The organism is Williamsia sp. D3, assembly GCF_000506245.1.
Classification (GTDB): Bacteria; Actinomycetota; Actinomycetes; order Mycobacteriales; family Mycobacteriaceae; genus Williamsia; species Williamsia muralis.
In genome coordinates this window covers 32087-56441 of sequence record NZ_AYTE01000010.1, presented here as the reverse complement: position 1 = coordinate 56441, position 24355 = coordinate 32087, and the positions used below count along the sequence as shown (strand labels likewise).

The 24355-nt window shown below is 63.7% G+C and carries 29 protein-coding genes and 1 pseudogene; 21 read left to right on the top strand and 9 right to left on the bottom strand.

Annotation, left to right across the window (positions count from 1 at the left end):
- Positions 1–69: 69 nt before the first annotated feature.
- Positions 70–1767: an efflux RND transporter permease subunit gene (locus W823_RS36790; RefSeq protein ID WP_235189434.1), complete on the top strand. Its 1698-nt coding sequence runs from the start codon at positions 70–72 to the stop codon at positions 1765–1767.
- A complete protein-coding gene (locus W823_RS58685) occupies positions 1761–2378 on the top strand; it encodes an MMPL family transporter (protein ID WP_235189432.1) in 618 nt (205 codons plus the stop codon). Before W823_RS36790 ends, W823_RS58685 begins: the two co-directional genes overlap by 7 nt.
- Positions 2379–2828: 450 nt before the next feature.
- Here the strand turns inward: W823_RS58685 and W823_RS36785 are convergent, their stop codons facing one another.
- A complete protein-coding gene (locus W823_RS36785) occupies positions 2829–3095 on the bottom strand; it encodes a metal-sensitive transcriptional regulator (protein WP_023955829.1) in 267 nt (88 codons plus the stop codon).
- 169 nt (positions 3096–3264) lie between these two features.
- Between W823_RS36785 and W823_RS36780 the strand changes: the two genes are divergently transcribed.
- From W823_RS36780 to W823_RS58680, 4 genes and pseudogenes are all read left to right on the top strand, one after another.
- A complete protein-coding gene (locus W823_RS36780) occupies positions 3265–5418 on the top strand; it encodes an MMPL family transporter (protein WP_023955828.1) in 2154 nt (717 codons plus the stop codon).
- Positions 5419–5444: 26 nt separating this feature from the next.
- The gene (locus W823_RS0128225) at positions 5445–5675 is read left to right on the top strand and encodes a DUF2892 domain-containing protein (RefSeq protein ID WP_031331613.1); all 231 of its coding nucleotides are present in this window, start codon (positions 5445–5447) and stop codon (positions 5673–5675) included.
- 38 nt (positions 5676–5713) lie between these two features.
- Positions 5714–6123 (top strand): annotated as a pseudogene (locus W823_RS36775) (DUF302 domain-containing protein).
- 39 nt (positions 6124–6162) lie between these two features.
- Positions 6163–6507, top strand: coding sequence for a hypothetical protein (locus tag W823_RS58680; RefSeq protein WP_235189430.1), 345 nt, complete (start codon positions 6163–6165; stop codon positions 6505–6507).
- A 707-nt stretch (positions 6508–7214) separates the two neighbouring features.
- Here the strand turns inward: W823_RS58680 and W823_RS36765 are convergent.
- Complete coding sequence (locus W823_RS36765) at positions 7215–7799, bottom strand: TetR/AcrR family transcriptional regulator (RefSeq protein WP_038252471.1); 585 nt, start codon at positions 7797–7799, stop codon at positions 7215–7217.
- Between the two features lie 84 nt (positions 7800–7883).
- On the opposite strand from W823_RS36765, the gene W823_RS36760 reads away from it, so the two are divergent.
- Entirely contained in the window at positions 7884–9302 is a 1419-nt protein-coding gene (locus W823_RS36760; RefSeq protein WP_023955825.1) for an MFS transporter, read from the top strand.
- A 593-nt stretch (positions 9303–9895) separates the two neighbouring features.
- Here W823_RS36760 and W823_RS58675 read toward each other — a convergent pair.
- Positions 9896–10222 carry a hypothetical protein gene (locus tag W823_RS58675; RefSeq protein WP_023955824.1) on the bottom strand — a complete coding sequence of 109 codons (327 nt, stop codon included), beginning with the start codon at positions 10220–10222 and terminating at the stop codon, positions 9896–9898.
- A 107-nt stretch (positions 10223–10329) separates the two neighbouring features.
- Between W823_RS58675 and W823_RS36750 the strand changes: the two genes are divergently transcribed.
- The 11 genes from W823_RS36750 (at position 10330) to W823_RS36710 (ending at position 17987) form a co-directional block, all read left to right on the top strand.
- Positions 10330–11259: an endonuclease/exonuclease/phosphatase family protein gene (locus tag W823_RS36750; protein ID WP_023955823.1), complete on the top strand. Its 930-nt coding sequence runs from the start codon at positions 10330–10332 to the stop codon at positions 11257–11259.
- Positions 11260–11343: 84 nt separating this feature from the next.
- Positions 11344–12015 (top strand): hypothetical protein, encoded by a 672-nt coding sequence (locus W823_RS36745; protein WP_133248758.1) that lies wholly within the window; start codon positions 11344–11346, stop codon positions 12013–12015.
- Between the two features lie 108 nt (positions 12016–12123).
- Complete coding sequence (locus W823_RS36740; protein ID WP_161633980.1) at positions 12124–12666, top strand: DUF3558 family protein; 543 nt, start codon at positions 12124–12126, stop codon at positions 12664–12666.
- Between the two features lie 257 nt (positions 12667–12923).
- Complete coding sequence (locus W823_RS59505) at positions 12924–13115, top strand: NAD(P)H-binding protein (RefSeq protein ID WP_116917971.1); 192 nt, start codon at positions 12924–12926, stop codon at positions 13113–13115.
- Between the two features lie 270 nt (positions 13116–13385).
- On the top strand, positions 13386–13778 hold the full coding sequence (locus W823_RS36735; protein WP_023955820.1) for a hypothetical protein: 393 nt from the start codon (positions 13386–13388) through the stop codon (positions 13776–13778).
- Positions 13775–14944 carry an integrase gene (locus W823_RS36730; RefSeq protein ID WP_023955819.1) on the top strand — a complete coding sequence of 390 codons (1170 nt, stop codon included), beginning with the start codon at positions 13775–13777 and terminating at the stop codon, positions 14942–14944. Before W823_RS36735 ends, W823_RS36730 begins: the two co-directional genes overlap by 4 nt.
- Positions 14945–14949: 5 nt before the next feature.
- Positions 14950–15993, top strand: a complete 1044-nt coding sequence (locus W823_RS36725) for a hypothetical protein (protein ID WP_023955818.1) — start codon at positions 14950–14952, stop codon at positions 15991–15993.
- Between the two features lie 156 nt (positions 15994–16149).
- The gene (locus W823_RS36720) at positions 16150–16542 is read left to right on the top strand and encodes a hypothetical protein (RefSeq protein ID WP_031331603.1); all 393 of its coding nucleotides are present in this window, start codon (positions 16150–16152) and stop codon (positions 16540–16542) included.
- On the top strand, positions 16539–16805 hold the full coding sequence (locus W823_RS58670) for an RES domain-containing protein (RefSeq protein WP_235189428.1): 267 nt from the start codon (positions 16539–16541) through the stop codon (positions 16803–16805). Before W823_RS36720 ends, W823_RS58670 begins: the two co-directional genes overlap by 4 nt.
- Positions 16806–16818: 13 nt before the next feature.
- Positions 16819–17286: a hypothetical protein gene (locus tag W823_RS58665; RefSeq protein WP_235189426.1), complete on the top strand. Its 468-nt coding sequence runs from the start codon at positions 16819–16821 to the stop codon at positions 17284–17286.
- A 416-nt stretch (positions 17287–17702) separates the two neighbouring features.
- On the top strand, positions 17703–17987 hold the full coding sequence (locus W823_RS36710) for an Lsr2 family protein (RefSeq protein ID WP_023955816.1): 285 nt from the start codon (positions 17703–17705) through the stop codon (positions 17985–17987).
- A 226-nt stretch (positions 17988–18213) separates the two neighbouring features.
- Here W823_RS36710 and W823_RS0128200 read toward each other — a convergent pair whose 3' ends face one another.
- Both W823_RS0128200 and W823_RS56360 read right to left on the bottom strand, forming a co-directional pair.
- Positions 18214–18399 carry a hypothetical protein gene (locus W823_RS0128200; RefSeq protein ID WP_031331602.1) on the bottom strand — a complete coding sequence of 62 codons (186 nt, stop codon included), beginning with the start codon at positions 18397–18399 and terminating at the stop codon, positions 18214–18216.
- Positions 18400–18529: 130 nt separating this feature from the next.
- Positions 18530–19027, bottom strand: coding sequence for a hypothetical protein (locus tag W823_RS56360; RefSeq protein WP_152538000.1), 498 nt, complete (start codon positions 19025–19027; stop codon positions 18530–18532).
- A gap of 869 nt (positions 19028–19896) precedes the next feature.
- Between W823_RS56360 and W823_RS59230 the strand changes: the two genes are divergently transcribed.
- Positions 19897–20091, top strand: a complete 195-nt coding sequence (locus tag W823_RS59230; RefSeq protein WP_152537999.1) for a DUF6461 domain-containing protein — start codon at positions 19897–19899, stop codon at positions 20089–20091.
- A gap of 10 nt (positions 20092–20101) precedes the next feature.
- A complete protein-coding gene (locus W823_RS58660) occupies positions 20102–20611 on the top strand; it encodes a DUF6461 domain-containing protein (RefSeq protein ID WP_023955813.1) in 510 nt (169 codons plus the stop codon).
- On the opposite strand, the gene W823_RS59500 is transcribed toward W823_RS58660, so the two are convergent.
- Positions 20496–20894: a hypothetical protein gene (locus W823_RS59500; protein ID WP_161633979.1), complete on the bottom strand. Its 399-nt coding sequence runs from the start codon at positions 20892–20894 to the stop codon at positions 20496–20498. The two genes, W823_RS58660 and W823_RS59500, sit on opposite strands and share 116 nt — an antisense overlap.
- A gap of 166 nt (positions 20895–21060) precedes the next feature.
- Positions 21061–21420: an Rv2640c family ArsR-like transcriptional regulator gene (locus W823_RS36690; protein ID WP_023955812.1), complete on the bottom strand. Its 360-nt coding sequence runs from the start codon at positions 21418–21420 to the stop codon at positions 21061–21063.
- A 94-nt stretch (positions 21421–21514) separates the two neighbouring features.
- Between W823_RS36690 and W823_RS36685 the strand changes: the two genes are divergently transcribed.
- On the top strand, positions 21515–21997 hold the full coding sequence (locus W823_RS36685) for an ArsI/CadI family heavy metal resistance metalloenzyme (RefSeq protein WP_031331600.1): 483 nt from the start codon (positions 21515–21517) through the stop codon (positions 21995–21997).
- 106 nt (positions 21998–22103) lie between these two features.
- On the opposite strand, the gene W823_RS36680 is transcribed toward W823_RS36685, so the two are convergent.
- A complete protein-coding gene (locus tag W823_RS36680) occupies positions 22104–22517 on the bottom strand; it encodes a low molecular weight phosphatase family protein (RefSeq protein ID WP_031331599.1) in 414 nt (137 codons plus the stop codon).
- A 42-nt stretch (positions 22518–22559) separates the two neighbouring features.
- On the bottom strand, positions 22560–24353 hold the full coding sequence (arsA, locus tag W823_RS36675) for an arsenical pump-driving ATPase (protein WP_031331598.1): 1794 nt from the start codon (positions 24351–24353) through the stop codon (positions 22560–22562).
- Positions 24354–24355 lie beyond the last annotated feature (2 nt).

The following is a 24355-nucleotide window of genomic DNA, read 5'->3' as shown; positions in this document are numbered from 1 at the left end:
GATGATAGCCGTTGTCGCCGATCTTCAACAGGTCTATTCATCGTTGATATTCGATGTTATCGTCCGAATATGGTGAAAGTCACAGTGGCGACGCCGCCACGCATCGGTCTAGCCCCTGGCTCGGTGTTGTCTCGGTGGGGCAGATGGGTGAGCCGGCGGCGGTGGCCGGTCCTGGTGAGCTGGGCGTTGATCATCGTGGTCTGCGCGATGGCGTTCGGGCCACTGGAGCGGCGTTTGACGGCAATGGATTTCGGGATTGCCGGGTCTGAGTCCGAACACGTCGACGCGATCCTGGCGCAGCACTTTCCTCAATTGGGGGCCGAGCAGGACGTCATCGTCTTCGACGGAGCCGACGTGTCCGTGGATAGCCCTGAGTTCCGTCAGGTTGTCGACCAGGCGATCGCGGCAGCTCGTTCGGTGGAGGGTGCGCGCGAGGTGACTGGTCCCTACGACGTCGGTGGGCAACAGCTGGTGTCGCCGAATGATCGTGGTGTAGCTGTAGCGCTGGTCGGAATCGACGGTGACATGGCGGACCGGGCCATGGTGGCACGCACCCTCCAACATGAGCTGTCGCGCTTTGATAGCCCGCAGATCAAGGTCGCAGTCACCGGCTACTCACCAATCCAAAACGACGCCACCGAGATCCAGAACAGCGACGCGCAACGGGCAGAGATGATCGGTATCCCAGTGGCTTTGATTCTGCTGGTCATTGCACTGGGTGCGGTAACTGCCGCGGTGGTGCCGGTTGTGGCGGCGCTGGTGGGATTGTTGCTCACGGCAGGCACGTTGTTTGTCCTCACCGCAGTGACCGACTTTGACTCGCTGACGATGTCGGTGGCCACGATGATCGGCATCGGAGTAGGTATCGACTACGCCATGTTCATCGTCAGCCGTTACCGCGAAGAACTCAACGCCGGCGCAATTGTTGACCGATCCGACCAAGACAGGATCGACGCCGCCGTCGCCCGCACCCTGGCGACCACGGGCCGCACGATTCTGGCGTCGGGGGTGATCGTGATGATTTCCCTGGCCTCGCTGGTCGTCATCCCAGCCCCCATCTTCCGGGGGATTGCTATCGGCGTCGCTACGGCAGTCACCGCCATGCTCGTCGTCGGCCTATGCCTGCTGCCTGCATTGTTGGCCGTGCTCGGCCCCAGAATTAACTGCGGGCAGACGCCACGCCGATGCCAACCCGCCGAACTATCAGCTGACCTGGACGACGCCGCCCGGACACGGTGGGGCCAGTGGGCCTACCGAATCATGAAACGGCCGGCGCTCTACGGCAGCATCGCCGTAGCAATCCTGCTGCTTGCGGCGCTCCCGCTGACAGGCATTCGCTACGGGCTGGACATGGGTACAACCTCACTGTCCGATACCCCATCGGGGCAAGCCGCAGCCACCCTCACCACGCACTTTCCTCCCGGCGCACTGTCCCCAGTGGAAGTCGTAGCCACTGACACCTCCGGCGGGCCACTCACCGACGCCGGCCACAACGCCGTCGCGCGGTACCTCGACCAAGCACAAGCGGATCCGCGGGTAGCCGCTCTCGGACCTTCCACCATCAGTGATGGTCGACTGGCTACCTCGCTGATCCTGTCGGTGCCGTTCGATTCCACTGCAGCTACCGACCTCATCGCTGACTTGCGAAGCAGCGCACGACAAGTCGGGGCAGACTCGGACATCCTGATCGGTGGCAGCACTGCCGAGTTCGTCGACCTCGACAACGAGATGACCGCCAAATTGCCGATCGTCATCGGCTGGTGCTGACCGTGTCCTTCCTTTTCCTGATCGTTGCTTTCCGCAGTATCGCACTGCCACTCAAGGCAATACTGATGAACTTGCTGGCCACGGGAGCGGCACTCGGCATCACCGTGGTGGTGTTCCAGTGGGGCATCGGTGAATCGCTGCTCGACTTCACCAGCCCCGGATTCATCCAAACCTACCTACCGACACTGGTATTCGCGGTCCTATTCGGTCTGTCGATGGACTACGAGGTATTCCTCATCGGCCGGATGCGCGAATACTGGGCCGCCACCGGCGACAACCAACACGCCGTGGCAGCAGGTCTCGCTCACACCGCCCGACCCATCACCGCAGCCGCAGCCATCATGGTCGTCGTCTTCGGCAGCTTCATCACCGCAAACATGCTCGAACTCAAACAGATCGGCTTCGCCCTCGCCATCGCCGTAGCCATCGACGCCATTCTGGTCAGACTCATCCTCGTACCCGCCCTCATGCGGCTACTCGGACAATGGAACTGGTGGCTCCCAGCCCCTCGACGTCTGTTAGACCGCCAGCCCCAACGATCGGCAGCAGCCGAACGGATGCACGGGATCCGGGATGGGGCCAGCCCGCAGGACCACAACCTCCCTGACTAGTGATCGCCCGGCCCTCCCGACTGTGGAGATGGGCATGTCGCGCAGGCCCTTCACGGCAGGGATGTGGCAGGTGGCCCGTGAACTCGCGGTACCCATATCGCCGACGTAGACGGCGCTGACCTACCGATTAACGAGTCGGCATCGGCCCGGTTGGGTGAATGGCGGGATCGGTTGTTCGATCGCTTCGAGCTGCATCCACAGAAGCCGGCGATCTTGGCACTGAACCCGGTACCCGCGTGCCCAACTCAACCAGGTCGCCGGCATGATTGTGGGCTCCGAGCGCTAGCGCCTGGTGGCCACTGCGCGGACCGGGATCGCAGCCGCATGCCACCGACGTTGCATTCCGTAGCAGCGTATTTCGCCCCTTGACTGCAGTAGTCCAAGGGGAATGCTCCTATCCCGTGGCCAGTCCACGACGTCGCTGCCTGGTTATGGACATGGGCACGGCCGTCAGGCTAAGGCGAGAAACAGTTTCTCCAGTTCGGCTTCAGTCAGGGGCGGTTGGTCGCCGTCGGCGCCATTGATGCATTGACGCATCCCCGATGCAACGATTTTGAACCCGGCGCGGTCGAGAGCTCGGGACACTGCAGCCAGTTGGGTGACGACGTCTTTGCAGTCGCGGCCTGCTTCGATCATCGTGATCACCCCGGAGAGTTGTCCCTGTGCCCGGCGGAGTCGGTTCAGTACAGCCGCCATTGATTCTTCGTCATCGGTCACGGGACATGCCTCTCTGTCTGTGTAACAAGTGCCAGGGTACCCCAGGGGGTATGGGAACGCGATCCGATCGGGGGTTGACCCATTGATACCCCCGGGGGTACCTTCGGGTTGTGAATAGATACCCCAGGGGGTATCTAGCCCCGGTATCTCGGAGAAAAGGATCAATTGCATGCCCGCCATCTCGACCACCGATCAGCAGCCCAGTTCGCCACCGACCTCAGCGCCTGGTCTGCTGGGCCGGTGGGGTTCGGCGATGGCCGGGCGATCCCGCTGGGTCTTCGCCGTCTGGTTGTTGGTGCTCGTCGGTCTCGGGGCGGCTGCGCCATCGGTGTTTTCTTCCTTGGCCGGTGCCGGATGGCAGGCCAACGGGTCTGAGTCGGTGCAGGTGCGGGAGCTGGCGGGCCAGCACTTCGGCGGGAACTCGTCGGCTGCGGTGCAGGTCGTCATTCATTCTGACCGGGACACCATCAACAGCCCGGTGATGCAAGAAACGATCGCGAATGCCACGACAGTGTTCGGCGGTGACTTCCGGTTCGGAGCGGTGGTGCCCCCACAACCGGGGATGACGATCAGTCCGGATCAGCACACCGGCATCTTGATCGCCGGCGCGAATGCGAACACCGACGACATGGTTCGGGCTGTCGGCGAGGTCAAGGGGGAGCTCACCAAGCTCTCGCGTGATGGTGTCGAGGTGTATCCCACAGGGGCCTCGGCCTTGTGGAGCGATTTCAATAAGGCCAACCATGACGCGATGATCAAGGCCGAATTGTTCTCGTGGCCGGTCACTCTGGCGATCATGGTTTTGGCTTTCGGTTCGCTTGTGGCCGCGGGGCTGCCGTTGCTGCTCACCATCGCGGGCCTGGTCGCGTCGGCCGGTGGCCTCGTTTTGCTTAATCAGGTGACGCCGATCTCGGTGTGGGCTATGAATTTTGCGATGATGTTCGCCCTCGCCCTGGGCATCGATTACGCGCTGTTCATCGTCTCCCGATTCCGGGACGCTCTCAGACATCACACCAGCAAGGCTCATGCGGTCGCCGAAACGATGGATACCGCCGGTAAGGCTGTGGTGCTGTCGGGTTTGACCGTGCTGGTGAGTTTGTCGGCGGTGTTGCTGGTGCCGGCGCCGGCGGTGCGGACGATGGCTGTGGGCATCATGCTCGCGGTGACGTTTGTTCTCGCGGCTACGTTGACGTTGCTCCCGGCCACGCTAGGCGCACTGGGTCCGAAGGTGAACGCTGCTTCGCTCCCGTACGTCAAACGCCAGCAACATCGTTCGCCGTTGTTCGAACGGTGGGGCAAGATCCTGCACAACCACCCGTGGCCGTTCGCACTCGGCTCGCTGGCGGTGTTGATCGCGCTGGCTATTCCGGTCATCGGGCTCAAGGTGGCTATGCCGTCGATCTCGGTGGTCCCCGAGGAGGCACCAGTGCGTCAGGGTTATGAACTGGTTCAGCAGCAGATGGGGGAGGGAGCCCCCGGCATGCTCCAGATCGTTGCACCTTCAGCACAGGCGCAGCAGGCTGCCACGGCGGCGGCACAGACCCCTGGTATCAGCATGGTCACCCCTGCGCTACCGGCGCTCGACGGCACCGACTACGTGTTGTTGCAAGCACTGCCTGCGGTTGATCCCTCCGATGCCCAACTAGGCACTATTGTCGATGACCTGCGCCACGGACTCCCCGCTAATGCGCTGGTCGGCGGCGCCCCGGCCGAGAACCTTGATCTGCAACAGGCTCTCAACGACTACTTCCCGCTGATCGTCGGCATCATCTTGATCCTCGGGTTCGTCCTACTGTTGGTCTCGCTGCAAGCCCCACTGATCGCCTTGATCGGCACCGTCGTCAGCCTCCTGTCGACGGCGGCTGCGTTCGGTGTCGCCAAGCTAATCTTTCAGGACGGCCACCTGTCCGGGCTGCTTGGGTTCACCCCGCAAGGGTTCCTCGACGGCTGGGGCCCGGTGTTCTTCTTCGCGATGATCTTTGCCATCGCCATGGACTACACCGTCTTCCTGCTCGCCACGGCCAAAGAACACTTTGAACGCACCGGCGATGCCGATACTGCGCAGATCGACGGCATGGCTCATTCGGGACGCATCATCTTCGCCGCGGCAGCGGTGATGGTCGCAGTGTTCTTCACCTTCGCACTGGCAGACCCGTTGCCGCCCAAAGAGATGGGCATCATCCTCGGTGTTGCCGTTCTGCTCGACGTAGTCCTGATCAGGCTCATGCTCCTACCAGCACTGCTCCGGATCTCCGGACGGGCAGCATGGTGGTCACCGATCTGGCTCCGAAAGGTTCTGCCCGCCATCTCGTTTTCCCACTAAGCACCCACCAGAAAGGCCTCTACCCGATGAACACCCGAACAACTTCCGCTAGGTGGACGGTCGACCGAGCAGTGCCACTTCTGGCAGGATTCATGATTCTAGTGAGCCTGGCCCTGGCTACTGGCCTGTCGACCTGGTGGCTGCTGCTGACCGCCTTCGTAGCGGCGAACCTGCTGCTCTTCGCTGCCGTTGGCTGGTGCCCAGCCAGCCTGCTGATGCACCGCCTGGGACTACCACGCCGCACCGAACTCCGCTGAATCCGATCAAGTACACCCCGCCCGGAAGGAAAACTATTATGGCACTGTCCATCTCCACTGTTCTCCACCTCCCGTTCGACGAGGCAGTCGCACGAACCCGCGCCGCACTGGCCGACCAAGGTTTTGGGATCCTCACCGAGATCAACGTCAAAGACACCCTGAAAACAAAGCTCGATGTGGACATGGAAAACTACCTGATCCTCGGTGCCTGTAATCCACCTCTGGCCCATCGCGCACTGGGAGTCAATCGCCAGATCGGTCTGCTGTTGCCCTGCAATGTCGTGGTCCGCGTTGACCCACCAATCCATCGAACTCGATCATCGAGGCCATGAACCCCGACCTGATGGTCGAGGTCTCCGGAGAAGCCGAACTTGCGCCGGTGGCCACCGAAGCGTCCGCCGAACTCTCGGCCGCTATCGCCGCATTGGAAGCGGCAGACTCCCAGTGAGCCAACACGTCCAACAGTCCGTGACCTGAAGGAGTACCTATGAGCGCAGTGACGTTCTATTTTGACCCGGCATGCCCGTTCGCGTGGGCCACCTACCGGTGCCTGGCCAACACCGCGCGGCGCCGCGACATCGAGATCGATTGGCGGCAAATAGGTTTGGCAGTGTTCAACAAGGGCGCAGATGTTTCCGAGCAGCAACGTCACCACATGGAAGTGTCCGAGCAACTGGGCCGTGTCCTGGCTGCTGCGCATGGCAGGGCCGGCGACAGCGCACTGGGACCGCTCTGCACCGCCTGGGCCAGCGTGTGCACCCCCAGAGCGCCGACGTGTCCACAGCAATGGTGGCCGATGCACTCTCCGAGAGCGGTCTCGATCCCCAGCTAGCTGACAGTCTCGACGACTCGACTTACGACGGTGCGGTGCGCGTGGGACACCAGCAGAGCCAGGACAATCTCGGTGACTCTAGCGGTAGCCCCATCATGTGCATCAACGGACAGTGATTCTTCGGGCCGGTGCTCACAGCCATCCCCGATCACCGCGAGGTGACGAGCTGTTCGACGCCCTACAGACATTGGCGGCCACGAGTGCCTTCGCGCAAGTGCAACGACCACACAGCGGACCGCCAACGTTCACTTCCTAGGACCACACCAGGAGCAGGGATGCCCGTTAGTACGGAGCGTGCCCGCGCCTGGCAACAGCGCACCAAGGATGAACCGTCTGGCCCGACGATCAACCAGTCGCTGCGGTGTGGCGCTAGAGGGGAAACTTCGGCAGTAATGCCCAGTTGCGTAGACGTAGTGGGATTCAGGCGCTCGAAGCCGGCGCGCTTCTGGGGCAAGGAACGACAGGGTGAGGGTGAGGCCTTCGACCCCGCCGATCCGCCCCTTTTGCTTGGGCTATGGTTCGGCGGGTGACAGGTCTGCTTCGAGTTCGTTAAGCCGGTCGAGCATGATTGGGCGGCCGTGGAGAATTTTGCAGCGCATGCAGCGTGTTCGTGTGCACACGGGGTGCGGTAGGGCCGGCCGCACGTGTTCGGATGCGTTTAGGGCGATTCTGTTTGGGAGCGTCAGCCCGCGATAGTTCGGCTCGGATCAGCGGGCGTCGAGAAGCGTGAAGACGGTCGTGATGATGATCCGGGGCGCGTCGGCGGGATCGAGGCGGTGGCCGGCGATCTCGGTCGCTGCGCCGTGAAGGACTTGGTGGACCACGGCGAGTTGCCATGAGGTCGGCATATCGGTTCTGAACAACCCGTCGCGGCGACCACGTTCAATCAGTGATTCTACTCTGGCTGCTGGGCTGTCATGAAGTTGGCGGATGCGTTCCTGCGAGAGCTCCTCTGCAGCGGCGGCGATGACCGAGCGCGACTGATTCACCAATTGCCAGCTGCTCTCGATCACACGGGCCAGCGCTTCGCGGGCGTCTCCCTCGGTGTTGACTTCGGCCAACGTCTGCTCGCCGCGCTCGATCACGCGAGCGACGACGGCGTCGATGAGCTCAGGCCGAGAAGCGAAGTGACCATAGAGGGTCACCCGCCCGAGTCCGGCCTCCTTGGCGATGTCGGCCATCGTCGCGTTGTGACGCTGGGCCAGGCAGGCAATCGCGGCGTCAAGGATGCGCTCGACGTTGCGGACAGCGTCAGCCCTTTTGACGTTGACCCGCGGAGAGGCGGTCGACATGAATCCCCACTTCCCGTACACGACTGTATGAGTTATCGTACCAGCGAATAACTCGAACGCTCGTGTATGACTTAGGAGGCTGTGATGAATTCCGCGACGGACATTTCGGAAATTGGCGAGGGGCTGAACCCGAAGCGGTGGCTTGCTCTCGCCCTATTGGGTACGGCCCAGTTCATGCTCATCCTCGACGTGACCGTGGTGGCGATCGCGCTGCCGCAGATCGGTACGGATCTGAGCCTGTCGCGCGAGGCGCTGACGTGGGTGGTTGCCGCATACACCCTGACGTTCGGCGGTTTGATGCTGCTCGGTGGGCGAAGTGCAGACCTGTACGGGGCCAAGCCGCTTGTCTTCGCAGGCCTCGTCGCCTTCACCGCCGGATCCCTGACAGCTGGGCTCGCCGAGAATGCCGAATGGTTGCTCGGCGGCCGAGTCGCGCAGGGCGTCGGAGCGGCAATGCTCTCACCTGCGGCCTTGTCGGTGGTCATTCGATTGTTCGTCGGGGATGAACGCAATCGCGCCCTGGGTATCTGGTCGGCCTTGGGCGGCGGGGGCGCGGCGGTAGGGGTTCTGCTCGGCGGACTGATCACCGCCGGGCCAGGCTGGCCATGGGTGTTCTTCATCAACATCCCGGTAGGCCTGATTGTGTTGATCGGCCTGCTGCGTGTGCTGCCACCGTTGCCCCCGGCACGGACGCCCCAGTCGTCACTGGACGTTCTTGGCGCACTGCTGGTCACAGCAGCCACGGGCTCGGCCATCTACTCTCTGACCGTTGCCGGCGAGACTGGTTGGACCAGTCGTGAAACAGTCGCGGCCGCCGGGACCGCGGTGGTGCTCTACCTGCTGTTCACCTGGCGTCAGAGAACCGCTTCATCGCCGCTGATGAAACTCAGCCTTCTGGGCCGGCGACCGGTCGGAGCTGGAGTGTTCGTCATCATGATCGGCACAGCACTGATGGTCGCAGTGTTCTTCTTGGGCACCTTCTACTTCCAACAGTCGGCCGGCCACGGACCTCTCACCACCGGACTGCTATTCCTCCCGATCGCCCTGGCCACCATGGCCGGAGCCAACCTCGTCGGACGCCTCATCGGCCGTCTCGGAGCGCGCGCACTTGGCGCCTCGGGCATGATCGTCGCCGCCATAGGATTGCTGGTGCCCGCGGTCTGGTCCACGACGTTGGCCACCACGATCGGCGTCAGCTTCTCCGCCTTCGGCATCGGCGCGCTGTTCGTTGTGGCCTCAGCCACCGCCCTGGGCCAAATCGGTCCGGAGGAAGCCGGCATAGCCTCGGGCCTGTTGAGCACCTTCCACGAATTCGGCGCCTCCGTTGGTGTGGCCACCGCTTCCAGCGTCGCCGCGATCAGTCTCGTCGCCGACGGGAACAACACCGGCTTCCAGCAAGCCTTCCTGTTCACCTCGGTAGCCGCTGCCGTCGCCGCCGCGATCTCTGCTTTCGCGATCCCACCACGACCCGCCCCGACCAAAATGAACGGCCATCCCCGTTGAGCGGCACGGTGCTGGGTTACCAAGGGAGCCTGTAGCAGCGGCGCCTCGAGCTCCCGCTGATGCCGGGTTCGAAGAGGACAGTGAGAATCAGAACGACGACGGCGAAGAAGATGCAGGAGTCGGCGAAATGCCTACCTTGTCAACGGAGACGAATCCAATTGCAACACAACGGGTTACGCAGATCATAAAGGATCTGTCCTCTGAACGTGTAGCTGGTGCTTCTATCGACGCTTGCGTGATCGGAGGTGGTATCGATCGATCTGGTAGCTATAGATCGGTCAGATTACCCAGGCTGCGAGCTGGCGAACGAGATCTCGACGTCCCCCGCAGGGAAGCTGCCGGTCTAACCGGGGAAATGGGTCGCTCCCAGGATGCAGATTTAGCGCCGGAAGGTTTTACTGTAAGCGATGGGTTGACGGTGGCGAGACTCGTTGTAAACGCGTGATAGGACATCTCGTGGTTGACTTCGTTCCAAACGCTGGAGCATTCTGGCGTCGGCGGAACGCCAGCTGACCCGGCGAATGTTCCCGAGTTATTGGTCTCGAGTCGCCGGGCCCGCTGGGTAAAAAGATCGTGCCAACTACCGGGGGTCATCAGCTGATGGTGAACTCACCCTTCACGGTTTGTCCATCGTTGGCGTACAGGAGTCTTGAGAACCGCTGTCCGGTTGACGAACCGGGGTCGGTGGCCGGTAGGTCTAACGCTTTCACGTAGCCGAGTTCGCCGTTGGTCCCGTAGCTCGCGATCAAATTGGGGGCATCGCCGGGGTTCGCGGCGTCGAGCACTCGTGTATCTGGAAGTAGCGTCGGCAGGAGGCGGCTGGTCGTTGTCTTTCCCGAGCCGTGGGTGCCGTTAATCCAGACGATCACCAGGCCGACGCTACCGTTCCGCCGGGACTCGTCGGCTTCAGTCTTGCGCACGCTGATCGTTGCCCGCGCATGGTGGATGACAGGTGTTCACCGGATCGTTCGCTTGAGGTCACCGAGGTTCCGCGCTTGCCCGTTCACGTCTTGGGACAGTGGGCTTTATGGTCTCGATCGCGACGTGGAATGTGGAAAACTTGTTCACCCCTAACGCTGACAGCGGCCCGGACGGTGCGGCCGAGTTTGCGGCCAAGGCCGATGCGCTGGCGGCGACGATCACCGCTATGGACCCGGATGTTCTTGCGCTGCAGGAGATCGGTGACCCCGAAGCCCTCGACGACGTGCTGGGCCGGGTCGGCGGTACGTGGCATGTGGAGACCGCTGATCCGGACGGGCGCGGGATCAGGGTGGCGATAGCAGCTCGTACCCCGTTGTCGCAGGTGTACCAGGTGGGCCCGTTCCTCGACGGGCTGCGCCCGGTCCAGATCGATGACACCGCAGTGGGGGAGACGGCGATGGGCCGGCCCGCCTTGCATGCGGTGGTCGACGGGATGCATGTGCTGACCTGCCACCTCAAGTCGAAACTGTTGACCTTTCCTGGCGGCCGGTTCAATCCTCGCGATGAGGATGAGCGGGCCCGGTTCGCTACCTACGCGTTGTTCCGGCGGGCAGCGGAGGCGGCGACGGTCCGTGCGGCCGCCACAACGATCCTCACCGCCGCTGATGACGCACCGGTGGTGGTGCTCGGTGATCTCAATGACACCGTCGATGCTGCGACCACCCAGCTGCTGGCGGGGCCGCCCGGATCTGAGATCGGCACCGGCGGGTACACCCAACCTGACAGTGGCGATCGTCAACGCTTGTGGAACCTCGCCGCCCGCATCCCCGAGGATCAACGGTTCTCCCGTATTTACCGCGGCCGCCGTGAACTGATCGACCACATCCTGGTCAGCCACGCACTGGTCGATCAGATCGCCGACGGTGCGGTGACCACCGACCACGCCGGCGCCACCCCGTCGATCACCGACAACCCCGCCGAACGACGCAATACCCCTGGGTCTGACCACCGACCAGTCATGGCGATCACGTCGTAACTCGGGCAGACGCAGGCGCCGGGGCGCAGACTGTCGGGGACGGGCCTGTCGGCGGGGTATCGATTCGGCAGCGGAGGGTGGGTTGTGGTGAACATAAGTGGACGGTCGCCGCATCGGATGGCGTGCGCGGCTGCGGTGGCCGTCGCGATGTTGGCGGGATGTGGTGACAGCAAGGGTGATTCGCAGTGGCCCGGCGGTGTTGTCACCCTCGATTCAGCAACGTCCACTCTGGTCATGCCCTATGACCCGGTCGCCGACACCACCGACCCGCGCAACCTGGTGGCTATGGCCACCCACATCTTCACCGGGCAGGTCGCCGCACTCTCTGGCACCGAATCTCTAGGAGGTGGTCCGGAAACGCAGTACGACGTCACTGTCGGCGTAGTGGTGAAAGGTACGGTCGCGCGCACCGCGTTGGTCAATCAGCAAGGGGGAACAGTGGCCGGGGTGTACATGTCCCTGGGCGGCGACGTACCACTCGCGCCCGGTCAGTGGTACTTGTTCGCTGCCCGCATCTTGGAATCGAAGGGGTGGTTTACGGTCATCCCGGTCGTGGGCGATGTGCCTATCAGCGAACAGGACGCGCGCGACGTGGGTTCGCCGCCGATCACGGTGCTGACTGAGGCGATGCACGCGAATCCGGAAGCAACGATCATCGTGCCGCCGCCGGTGAGCTCTCCGACTTTGACCTTTCCGCTACCGAAGCCTGGCGACTACCATCCGCCGCCGTGGTCGCCACCGCAGCCGACCCGGTAGAAACTAGCCGTGTGGTGCCGGAAGAGAACTGAGTGATGTTGGGCACGTAAGGGGGATGTTGTGTTGCGGTGCAGGAGGTTCAGTCGTGCGATCGCGGTGGTGCTGTTGGTGGGGTTTGTGGTGTCAGCGTGCGATCTCGGTGACGACGGTGGTTCCTCGCGGCCGCAGCCGTCGACGCCAGTGACGATTCGGGGATCTGATACCCCGCCGCCGTCGTCTCCGCCCTGGACGTTGGCGGATCTGGTGAACCATCAGTGCGCGGTGTTCGACGAGGCCGACCTGGCCCGGTTCGGGATGGTCAGTCCGGGTGTGGTCGGGGACGGCTCCGGGTTTTGTCGGTGGCAGAGCCTGCCCACCGCGCCCACTACGGCGGTGATGTATTTCCTGCCCGACATCTGGCGGCAATTCGAGGACCTTGAGGACGCCTACCGCAATGAAGTGAACTTTCGCACCCTGGCCGTCGCTGGGCGGCCGGCGTTCGTCGAGGATGACCGCAACTTCAGTGGCACTCAAACGTGCCAGCTGTGGGTGTCGGTGCCATCGGGTGGGACCATCCAGTTCGAGTACGCGCTCAAAAATGCTGGCGTTGTGGATGAGAACTGCGCTACTGCAGTTGATATCGCCACCGTGCTCGCTGAGCGCGTCCACTGAGCCACATCTGCAGTGGCGGGGGAAGAAGTTCTCCGGGGCGAACCTCAGGGGGCGGTAGTGCTCAGTTCCGGGGGAGCGAGGTAGGACGAGCCGGCGATCTGTTCATGGGCGCGACGCTCGACGAGCAGCGGAATGAAGTCGCGTCCAAAAGCGCATACGGCGCATGCCGGTTCGGTTGTCGACGAGAGGAGTGGACGTGGTGGAGATGATCCTGGTGACCGGAGCCGGCGCGGGAGTGGGCCGCAGCGTGGCGCAGGCTGGCCGAGCGAGGCGAGACCGTACGTGCTTTCGTCAAGAGCGAGGAACAGGCCCGCCTCGCGCGTGCCGACGGTGCGGTCGAGGTGGTGATTGGCGACATCCGATCGACCGCCGATGTGGCCGGTGCAGTTCCCGGCGTTGCCCGGGTATTCCTGCCAAAACCAGTTAGCGCGGAGCCGACGGGGCACTGACGGCAGGCCAGAGTATGCACGCTTGAGTTCTTCGACTCTGGGTGGGAGAACGCACTGTGTGGCCATACAACGCCGATAATGTCTGTTTACGTCAGCTACAGCAGCGCCGATTCGTGAAGGACGGAACCTTAATTGCCACGGCCGACTGTGTCCGGTGGGGTTGTCGGTGGCCGCTGTTAGGTTCGGCGGGTGGTAGGCGCGTCACGCCCAGCTCGCTCGCCGCTGTCGCCTAGGGTGCACAGTGGGGTTCGGTCAGCGGAGGATGATGACGTGACGGTGGCGGTCAGCATGCGCGCTGAGCTACGCGATGCGGTAGTGGGGGATTGCCCTTCATGGCTGAAATCCGCGTTTGCCGACATGTATCCCGATGACACAGTCATATGGCCGACCGCGGATGCGCCGACGGTGCTGGCGGCCGAGGACGAGTGGGACTGGATCACCGAGCACCTGCTGGTTGTTGCCGACGCCGTCGACCACACGCTGACAATGCTGCCCGAGGTTCGTGCCGGCGGGTGGCTCATGTGTCGGTACTCGAGTGGCAGCGAACACTTTATGGTGTCGACGACAGCCCCGGCTGTCATTTCGATGGCCTTGGGCGCGGTCGTCCTGTTCTCGCGCCCTCCTGCACGTGATGCGCTCGAGCCGAAAGGTGTTGTGGCGTGACGGAGTTACTGTCACCCGCTGATCCTGGTCCGGCGCCAGGTTCGGTGGCGTCGTTGGAGGTGTCGGCGGAGGTGCGGCGGCGGGTGGAAACCTCGCTGCTCGATACCAGGGCACCGTCCACTCGCAGGAATTACACGCGGGCGTGGTCGGTGTTCGAGAAGTACTGCGACCAGTATGGGCATCGGGCGTTGCCGGCGCATCCGCATGTGGTGGCCGATTACCTTCTCGCGCTGGAGAACACCGTCGACGTCCGCGGGAATGCGGCGTATTCGATGTCGGCGATCGAGGGCGCGGCAGCGGCGATCAAGTTCGTCCACAAAGCCCATGCACCCCAGCAACAGTCGACGCCCGATGAGACACCGCTGTGGCTCAGTCCCGTGGTCGCGGGCACGTTGTCGGCGATCCGCCGCCGCGGCGCAGCGTCAGGGCGGCGGCCCCGCCAACCGGAAGATCCGTTGGATTTGGTGGATTTGCGGGCGATGGTGCACACCGCCCGCGCGTCGGCGACCACGTGGCGCACCAAACTCAGGGAGCGCCGCGACACCGCCGCGTTGGTGCTCGGGTGGGCGGGGGCGATGCGCCGCTCAGAAATCGTCGCCCTGGCGGTGGGTGATGTGCGGCGGACCCGCGATGGCTGGATCATCACCGTCCGCAAGTCGAAAACCGACCAAGATGGGACGGGTCAACGCAAGGCCCTCCCGACCGGGGAGCATTTGGAAACGTGTGGGCCGTGCGCGTATGTGCGGTGGCTGCACTGCCACAATGCGTTTGACCGGTTAGGGCGGGCCGGGCTGATCCGACTCCTGGCCGCCGACCGCCCTCATGAGCATCACGTCTGCGCCGGCGTCCTTCCGGAGGTGCCGGCAGAGTCGGATCTCTTTCGGTCGGTGACCGCGGCCAGCGACCTCGCCGACACCGCCCCAGCCGGGCAACTCATCCACACCCTGGTGCGCCGCCGCCTGGCGGCCGCGCGCCCGGATCTGGACATCACCCGCTACGGAGCGCACAGTCTGCGTGCGGGGTTCGTCACCGAAGCGTTCCGCACCGGCCACGAACCGACCACCATCATGAAGCAGACCGGCCACAAATCCGTTGAATCGCTGCTGAACTATGCCCGGGACAACAACATTCACGTCCAGAACGCCGCCACCACCATCGGCATGTAACCCCGATGACCAGGCACCAACCACCGCTCGCAGCACTGGCCGATGAGATGCTCTATCGGTTGCCGCGGTCCTACCGCGGTGACTGGCAGCTCTACACCGACTGGTGCACCGCCTTTGATCTCGACCCGCTGGGGTCGTCGCCGGTCACGACGGCCCGGTACCTGCATTTCGAGCCGGGTCTGTCGCGGGCCACGCTGCGCCGTCGGGTCTCGGCCATCAACACTGCCCACCGCCTGACCGGCCGTACCCCGCCGGGCACCATCACCGCCGTCCGCACTTTGCTGTCGGACCGAGAACGCCACCACCACACCGCGGTACAGGCGATCGGGCGGTTGCCGGCGCATGGGTGGCCGGCCGGGTTGTTCGGCCGCCGCGACGCCCTCATCCTCACCCTGGTCTGCCAGCTGGGGATCCCGGTCGGTCAGGTGGGGGAGTTGCGGTGCGGGGACATCACCGCCGACCCCGTCGACGGCACTGTGCACGTCGGCGGATACCACCACATCACCGCCGCACCCGACCTGCACGATCGGTACGGGCCGTACGCGGTCTGGACCCGCTGGACCCTGCTCCGAGACCTCACCCTCCGCCGGCCCTCACCCTTGACCTGGGCACCGGTCCTGCATCAGGCCCCCGCCCGACCACCAGCACCGTGCCTGGTCGCCTATGAGCCTGTCGATCCCGACGCTGTCCTGTTGCCGGCGTTCGACAGGTGGGGCAACCCCACTGCACCCATCGGCGACACCACCACCGGCCTCTCACCCCGGGCGGTCTCGGCGATCCTGCACACCCACCTACGCGCGACCGGCAGACCCGTCACCGACCGCGGACTGTGGGCACAGACCGTGGCCGACCGCCACACCGCACCCACCGTCACCGCCAGCGTCACCATTCCCGTCGTCGATCTGCCCGACACGTACGACGAGGGAGTGTCTGCCCGCCGGCACGCGACCGCTGAACTCGATGACCTCGGCGAGATATTCACCGCACTGGACCGCCAGACCAGCGAACTGCTGGCGCGCACCGAACACCTCCTGAGCGAGATCGGGTGAGTGCCCGCGAGCAGGTGTGAAGCGCGCTGACGGCCGCAGGGCCCGCGACTGTTGATCGCTGGCGGGGGGCGCTCGCAGCCCGAGTGGCGAGCGCGGAACGGGATCACCTGGCTGGGATGCTGGTTGTGTTTTACACTGTGATTGGAGGTGTTGGGTATGACTGCTGCTCATCCTAGGCCGGATCTGGCTGCGTATAACGAGGCGGCGCGGATGTCGCAGGCCGAGTTGGTGACGGCGTTGCGGGATCTGTTGGGCGTGAAGCTGGTTGCCTATCTGGGGCGGGTCAAAGAGACTCGGGCGGTGCGACAGTGGGCCGACGGTGTTCGCACGATTGGCAACGACACCGATGTGGAGCGTCTGCGGATCGCGTATCGGGCGGCCCGGTTGATCACCAGCCGCGACACTCCCGCGGTGGCGCAGGCGTGGTTCCAGGGCCTCAACCCCATCCTTGATGACCGGGCCCCCGCGGTGTTGCTGCGTGACGGTGACCTCGCCGAGACCGGCCCGCTTGTGTTGGCTGCGGCACGGCAGTTCGCTGCCATCGGATGACCCAGCCAGTAGTTATCGAGTTTGAGACACCGGCCGGCCTGGTGGCCGCGGCCCGCCGCGACAGTGCAGCGGTGCACCGGGTCGGGTATCTGCCGCAGCCGTGGACGTGGACACCGTGGGAATACGCTACCGACGGCCGGTTCACCGGCCGGTGGGACGACCCCGACGGGGTGTGGCGCACCCTCTACTGCGGGGCCACACCGCTGGCGTGTCTGCTGGAAGTACTAGCGTTCGCGCGGCCCAGCCCCCCAGGTCCTTGCTGAGCTCGAGGACATCGTGGTCGACGACGAGGACGCCGAACTGTACCCGTCGGCATCGCCGGGGCAGCTGCCGTCGGCGTGGTGTCATCCGCGGGTGCTGGCCTACGGCACGATCACCGGAACCTATGTTCTGCCCGGTCATCTGGTCACCCTCGCTGCACTACGCACCCTGTTCCGCAGGACCGCAATCACGTACGGGTTGGATGATCTTGATGGTGCCGCGATCCGCGACGGGCGCCCCCGCGCCCTGACCCAAGCGATCTCCCGCTGGATCAACACCCTTATCCCGAGGATGGAGCCGGTCTCGGGTATCGAGTTCGACTCCCGCCACGGCGACGGCCTCACATTGTGGGCGGTCTACGAACAAGGCGGGGACCCCACCATCAGCCCACACATCGTTGACCTCGGCCACACCACCCTGACACCAGATAACGCCGACCTCACCCACGCTATGGACTTGCTCAACATCGTGTGGAGCAACTAGAGACTTCTGCTGTCCCCGGAGCCATGCCGGCCTCTCGAGAGATAGGGGTTGGCCGACGACAGGGTTTTGTTCGAGGACTCGTCGACCGACGTTTCGAGCGACACTGTTCTGCGCCAACGGTGTAAGCGTCGACGCCCAAGACGACTAGGTGGGTGCAGGCCTTCCGTTGACGCCTTCCGTTGGAGCGGATATCTGGTGTGAGCGCGCACCGCGACATAACGTGGCCACCCACGGTTCGGAAGGTGCCGGTAAATGAACGGTATGTTCAGCGAACACAGACCGGACGTCCCCCTTAAACAGGTGGACGATCGCCACTGACCACCATTTACGACAGGGCTGACCGCTATGGCGCGCGCGACCATTGAACAAATCACCGATGACGTCACGGCTCTGAACTCGACCCGTCGGAGGTCATTGTGCAGACGTTCACGATCAACGGTGTGGACTATTCGCTCGATCTCGGGGCGAAGTCGGCGGAGAAGTTCGACAAAGACATGGGTAAGTGGATCGACAAGGCCACCAGGATCGGTGGCCGACACAAACGCAGCTCCAGCAAGCAGGCGCCTACCGTCTCGGCGCCGCGCACCAATAAGGAACAGTTGGCGGCGATCCGGGAATGGGCGCGCTCCAACGGATACGAAGTGTCCGACCGCGGCCGCATCCCGAACACCATCGTCGACGCTTTCCACGAGGCCAACTAACACAGCGACCGCAGGAGCCACACTGCACCGGCGCCCCACAGCAATTGTCCAACAGGCGGTTGGACAAACGCCCGATGCGCCTAAGACGTAGCGGGCGCTTGCGCGGTGCCACCGCACGGGCGACGCCCGGTCGCCGCATCAATCAAGTCACTGTGCCTCGCCGTGCGTCCGAAGTGAGTCGTAGCCAGGCTACGAAGCGGCCGAGATCTTCCGGAGACCACCGCAGTCAGTCAATCTGTCGCGAGTGCAAGAAGGTGAAGTAGTCGCGGAGATCGAAGGCATACGAACGCACGGTCGTCGAAGAACGCTCGATCCGTGTCAGGTAAGCGAGGAAGACATCTACCGGCTCGAGGACCGCGTAGTGCTCATCGAGCACGGTCCACGAGGTGTCGCCGCCGTCGGCATCGAGCACCCGTTGTAACCAACATGGTGGCTCCGTTCGTAGCCCGGCCTAAACACGTGTTTCGGACCGTAGCCGGGGCCACCGACAGCGAACGCGCTCAGTGGGGTCTTGCGACTTGGCTGCACGCGAGGTGAGTGCTTCAGGGTTTCGAGGGATAGGTGGACGGCTGGGCCGGAAAGCCGGGGTGCAGAAGATCCTGCAGACGGTGCAGGACCGACGTATCCAGTGTCATGTGCTCATACATGCCGAGGGCCCAGTCATAGTCAGGCGTTGACCACCTGGTCGCTGGCAAATGCTCGGCGTTTTCCCAGCGCAATGGCCACGACTCTGAGCCCCGAGGCCGTCGCGCGAGGATGCCACGGATGCCGCTTCGGGGGCTGCCTACGGTTGCTTCGAAAGATCCATCCTCGGTGTACTGGCGTACGTCCTGAACCTCCAGTTCGATGGACACGGGGATCTGCAGTTTCTCGGCGCTAACGTGCTCGCGGAACCATTCGACTCCGTTCTGGGTGGCCCTTTCTCGTTCGGCCCGCATGAGCGCGTCGCGTTCTTCGATCGACGTGGCGGGCCCATCCCATTGAAAGAAGTCCGTCGAGGGCGGATCGATCACTGCGAACTCGATGTATGAAACCCTCATCGCGAAAGCGTCGTTGCGTTGCTCGAGCACCGTCCCGGTGGCTACATCGACGACTAACTGGATCGGCGCCGGCTTGTGGGACGGCGGAGCGAGTTCAACTTCCCAGCAGTGCCGTCCTAAGAAGTCGATCTCCCTGATTGGTCGGTCTGTGGGGCGTGTGAAGTCAGAGCCAGTCCATTCGTTGGCCGACCGCGTTCGAATCAACACGTCCCCGGGGCCGACGTACAGGACACGTCCAAGAGGGGCCCGGACGCACTCGCCGTTGCTGAATTGCCAAGCAGTAGTTCCGTCGGTCCGGAAAGCTGGTTCACCACTGAGTAATTCGGCGCGAAGACGGTGACCGTGTCTCCACATCCGTACTGGCGTGTTCGTGTTTACGACCAGTGGTGGTTGACCGGCCCACCCGAAGTTAAAGGTGCGCTGATCATCGGGCACCTCTGGACTAACGACGCCGGACACGGGGGCACTGGGCCCGTCGACCATTGCGGAAAGGACCTGTACCCACTTGACCACAACCAACGCCCCCACCCCGCTCGATATATCCCTAGGGGCAGACTACTGGCCCGGAATGGTGAGGACAGAGAATTAAGATTCAGGCCAGCAGTCTTCGGCAGAGACACAACCCGCCGACCGCCCAGGGCGACGATCGGAGCGCTACGTCAGAGACGAACTGGATAATCCCGAATAACGCACACCAAGAGCCTGTTTGGCTGCCCGTCGGCTACGTCGACGGCACCCAGCGCGGGACCCAGGGGTACACTAGGTTCGATATTTCAGTAGGCGCGGGGCGATGGGGTGTAAAAAGCCTGGAAAGCATTGGCCTTGTGCGCAACTGCGACTGTGCGTCTGATTTGTCTATGGTGGCTGCCATGGGGAATGTGACGTACCGGGACTACGCGTGGACCAAGAAGGCGCCGGATCTGTTCTACGGGTTCTGTTTGACGTTCATCCGCCACGCGACGGTTCCCGACGTGATTAACGCTCTGCCTACAGTCGGGCAACCCGAGCGGGCGACCTCACACGCTCCTGTCGCGGTCGCGAGAGTCGTGGGAGGAGATCGGTGATAACAATCTTTTGGTCGGCCTCGTCCAGCATGGCGATTGGGTCATCATGTACGAAAACAACGGCTATGTTGGTGCGACACCGGAACTGATGCAACCACTTTCAGTCGGCAGGGAAGTGGTCGTCCATCACGGCAGCGAGAACTCGTACTTCTTTTGGTACGTCGACGGTGAGAACCGAACGTGGTTTGAAACGCTGTTCGCCTCTCAGCGGAACGGATCGGCACCTGATGAGCTTGTGCCGATCATGCGTCAGATCGGCGGGTTCGAACTCGAACCCGACGAGCCGGTCAAACGTACCGAGTTTCACGACGACGAAGCGACCTTTGCTCTCTGCGACAGCCTGACCGGTCTGCGTCTGACTCCGCAGCTGTTGCGCGCTGCCACCTTCACGGTCGTCGAGGTCGTCAACAGGCCAGGAACGCCCGCGGCCGCCGACCGCCAGCCCCAACGGTCGGCAGCAGCCGAGCAGACGCAGGGGATCCGGGACTGGGCCCGCAGGCAGGGCCATAACCTCCCTTAATGCTCGCCGGGCCACCCGACAGTGGATGTGGGTATGTCCCGCAGTCGTTTCCAGCTGGATGGCGCAGGTGGCCGGTGAACTCGCGGTACTCGATGTCGCCGACGTAGACGGCGCTGACCCACCGCATCGACGAGCCAGCATCGGCCGCGAGCGATTGGTTGAATGGTGGGGTCGGTTGCTCGATCGCCTCGAGCTGCACACGCAGAATGCGCCGGTCTTTGGCGCTGAACCCGGTACCCACATGCCTGATGTAACACAGCTCGCCGGCAGGGTTGTGGGACACCGGGGCACCAGCGCCCGAAGTCCACCGCGCGGACCGGGATCCCAGCCGCACACCACCACCGATGTCGCTTTCCGTAGCGGCGTTTTCAACCTTGACTGCACTAGTCAAGTTCTGGGGAGAAGTTGTCCAACAGGTTGTTGGACAACTCCTGATGGATGCGCGCTGGCTAGCGGCAGCAGGTCGGGTCCAACACCTGTCGCAACGCCTGGAGCGCGTCGGTATGCGCGCGGTAGAAGACGTTCATGCCTCGGCGTTCGGGGTGGACCATGCCGGCTTTCTTGAGCTGCCCTAGGTGGTGGCTGACGGTCGGCTCAGAGAGCCCGACGGCGGCCGCCAGGTCGCAGGTGCACACTTCGCCGGCGGCGTCGGTGAGCAGGATGGACATCAGTTTGATGCGCACTGGATCGGCCAGGGCTTTGAGCCGCAACGCGACTTCCAGGGCGGCTGCATCATCCATGGGTGATGCCGAGACTGGGGCGCAGCAGATGGGTGCGGTCATGTCGATCACCGGCAGCGTCTTGGGCATGTCTCAATCCTACGCACGCTATTGACATATGTCGAAGAGGTCGGCACTCTGGGTCTCGGCTAGTTCGATGTATGTCTCACAGGTGGAGGAAGTTATGTCCCGTATGCAGTTGGCACTCAACGTCGACGATCTGGAGCAGGCGGTCGAGTTCTACTCGAAGTTGTTCAATGTTGCTCCGGCCAAACGTAAGCCGGGATACGCGAACTTCGCGGTGGCCGAGCCGCCACTGAAGCTGGTGTTGCTGGAAAACCCCGGTAAGGGCGGAACGATCAACCATCTCGGTGTCGAGGTGGAGTCCAGCGAGAAGGTCCATTCCGAGATCGCGCGCCTGAGTGGGGAGGGCCTGTTCACCGAGGAAGAGATCAACGCGACGTGCTGCTTCGCGACCCAGGACAAGGTGTGGGTGACCGGCCCGGCGGGCGAGAAATGGGAGGTCTACACGGTCCTGGCCGCCTCGGACACCTTCGGCACCAGCCCACAGCTGCTGGCCGACAACGATGTTCCGGTCGCTGACGAGTCGGCGTCGGCGTGCTGCGGCACCGCGCAGGCCTCGCAGGTTGGCGCCGCCTCCCACTAGCGCATTGCTAGCTGACGAGTCGAACACGAGTGGGGGCACCGGTATTGGGTGCCCGCCACTCGGGTGTGTACGGGTCCGCGTCCGTGAGCGCGTGCTGGTGGTGAAATTAGTTGGTGGTGAGGCGGGTATGGAGGTCGGTGACCCGCTCGGCGATGTCATCGCGGACCAGTCGCATTCGCTCGATGCCGTCGATGCCACGCTCGGACGGTTCGTCGGTGTCCCAGTTCTCGTATCGGGGTCCGTCGACGACCGGAGGTGTGGCCTCGCGGCCGAGGGTGACCACGACATCCATGTGTGCGAGCAGGTCCGGATCGATGGCGCGGGGTGTGTTGGCGGAGATGTCAACACCGACCTCGAGGAGCGATCGGGCCGAGAGTGCGTTGATGGCCGACCCGGGAGCGGTGCCCGCGGAAAAGACGTCGACCGAGTCACCGGCGACCTTGCTCATCAGGCCGGCCGCCATTTGCGATTTGCCGCCGTTCTTGACGCAGACAAACAGAACACGAGGAGTCGAACTCATGATGGCAGGCAATCCTTTTCGTTCGGTGTAGCGCATAGTTCGTCAGTGGTGGACAGGTGTGCGGATGTGCGGCGTCGGTGCTGCTAGGTCCAGTAGGGCGCTGACGCCGACGGGTTCGGTGGCCAGCATGGGGATGACCGCAACACGATGGTGCGTGTCGGTGATGGCGGCGATCTCGTCGAGTTCGGCGTGAGCCCGACGGGCCAGGAGCGGCGAGGTGGGGTGTGCGGCGGCCAGCGAGTTGTTGATGACCCACGCCCACGGGGTGATGCCGGCGCGTTGCAGATCGTGGTGCAGGCCTTCGGCTTCCAGGCGTGGGGTGGTCTCGGGCAGGGTCACGACCAGCACTTTGGTGTCGTCCGGATTCTGTAATCGCATCATCGGGGTGGTGAACGAGGCGTTCTCACCCATCTGCCGGGTGATCTCACGGTGGTAGGAGCCGGTCGCATCGAGCAGTAGCAGGGAGTGCCCGGTGGGTGCGGTATCGACGACCACGAAGGTGCGTCGCGATTGGTTTATGACACGAGAAAAGGCTTGAAAGACAGCGACTTCCTCGGTGCACGGTGACCGCAAATCCTCGGCCAGGGTGGCGCGGCCCCGCTCGTCGAGGTGAGCGCCTTTGGTGGCCAACACCCGCTGGCGGTACTGCTCGGTCGCCTCGGCGGGGTCGATGCGTGAGACCGTCAGGTTGTCCACATCGTCACTGAGGGTGTCGGCGAGGTGGGCGGCGGGGTCCGTGGTCGTCAGGTGCACCTGGTGGCCGCGGCCGGCCAAGGCCACCGCGACCGCTGCGGCGATCGTGGTCTTGCCGACCCCACCTTTACCCATGCACATGATGAGCCCGTGGCCCTGGGGCTCGAGTTCGTCGATCAGTGCTGAAAGCGGGGCATCATCGAGGTCGGCAGTGATCTCCGGTCCTGTACCGACGTGGCGATCAGTGGTGGTCGGGCGCAGCAGACTCGCGAGTGCATCGAGTCCGACGATGTTGGTGGGTTTGAGGTCGATGTGGTCGACCGGCAACGCCCGGAGCTCACGGGGCAGATCAGCGACGGCCTGTTGTTCTCTGTCGTAGATGGCGTGTGCGAGTCGATCATCGGTGTCCGGGCGTGGAAGGACGCCGTTGATGACCACGTGTTGGGTGGTCAGTCCGATGGCCGCGAGTTCGGTGTGGGTGCGGGCGATCTCGGCCAGAGTGGAGTGCTGGGCGCGGGCAACGAGGACGAGGCGGGTGAGCGTCGGGTCAGCCAACGCGGCGACCGCCCCGGCATACATGGTGCGTTGTTTGTCCAACCCAGACAGTGGTCCCAGGCAGGACGGGTCACCTTTGCCGTCTGTGAGGAAGTCGGTCCATGATCCGGGTAGTTGCAGCAAGCGGATGGTGTGGCCGGTGGGTGCGGTGTCGAACAACACGTGATCGAACCCGGCCAACCTGTCGTCGACGTCGGTGAGCAAAGTGGTGAACTCGTTGAACGAGGCGATTTCAGTGGTGCACGAGCCCGATAGCTGTTCGGTGATGGTGGCGAGCTCGGCCTCGGGCAGCAGGCCACGGACCGGTCCGACGATCCGTTCTCGGTAGGCGGCCGCGGCCTCCTCAGGATCAATCTCCAGCGCCGACAAGCCCGGCACGGCAGGGATTGTGGTGATGGTGTTGCCGATCGTCAGCCCGAACACCTGGCCGACGTTGGAGGCCGGATCGGTGCTCACCAGCAACACACTCTTGCCGGCTCCGGCCAGGGTGATGGCCGAAGCACACGCGATGGAGGTTTTCCCGACACCGCCTTTGCCGGTGAAGAACAGAAACCGGGGTGCCTGGTCGAGGAATGTGGGGGAAGGCACGG

Bases quoted from the DNA above. Each gene is read 5' to 3' on its own strand.
- W823_RS36790 (WP_235189434.1), top strand. From the start codon at position 70: ATGGTGAAAGTCACAGTGGCGACGCCGCCACGCATCGGTCTAGCCCCT.
- W823_RS36780 (WP_023955828.1), top strand. From the start codon at position 3,265: ATGCCCGCCATCTCGACCACCGATCAGCAGCCCAGTTCGCCACCGACC.
- W823_RS0128225 (WP_031331613.1), top strand. From the start codon at position 5,445: ATGAACACCCGAACAACTTCCGCTAGGTGGACGGTCGACCGAGCAGTG.
- W823_RS58680 (WP_235189430.1), top strand. From the start codon at position 6,163: ATGAGCGCAGTGACGTTCTATTTTGACCCGGCATGCCCGTTCGCGTGG.
- W823_RS36765 (WP_038252471.1), bottom strand. From the start codon at position 7,799: ATGTCGACCGCCTCTCCGCGGGTCAACGTCAAAAGGGCTGACGCTGTC.
- W823_RS36760 (WP_023955825.1), top strand. From the start codon at position 7,884: ATGAATTCCGCGACGGACATTTCGGAAATTGGCGAGGGGCTGAACCCG.
- W823_RS36750 (WP_023955823.1), top strand. From the start codon at position 10,330: ATGGTCTCGATCGCGACGTGGAATGTGGAAAACTTGTTCACCCCTAAC.
- W823_RS36725 (WP_023955818.1), top strand. From the start codon at position 14,950: ATGACCAGGCACCAACCACCGCTCGCAGCACTGGCCGATGAGATGCTC.
- W823_RS36720 (WP_031331603.1), top strand. From the start codon at position 16,150: ATGACTGCTGCTCATCCTAGGCCGGATCTGGCTGCGTATAACGAGGCG.
- W823_RS58670 (WP_235189428.1), top strand. From the start codon at position 16,539: ATGACCCAGCCAGTAGTTATCGAGTTTGAGACACCGGCCGGCCTGGTG.
- W823_RS56360 (WP_152538000.1), bottom strand. From the start codon at position 19,027: ATGAGGGTTTCATACATCGAGTTCGCAGTGATCGATCCGCCCTCGACG.
- W823_RS59230 (WP_152537999.1), top strand. From the start codon at position 19,897: ATGGGGAATGTGACGTACCGGGACTACGCGTGGACCAAGAAGGCGCCG.
- W823_RS36690 (WP_023955812.1), bottom strand. From the start codon at position 21,420: ATGCCCAAGACGCTGCCGGTGATCGACATGACCGCACCCATCTGCTGC.
- W823_RS36685 (WP_031331600.1), top strand. From the start codon at position 21,515: ATGTCCCGTATGCAGTTGGCACTCAACGTCGACGATCTGGAGCAGGCG.
- W823_RS36680 (WP_031331599.1), bottom strand. From the start codon at position 22,517: ATGAGTTCGACTCCTCGTGTTCTGTTTGTCTGCGTCAAGAACGGCGGC.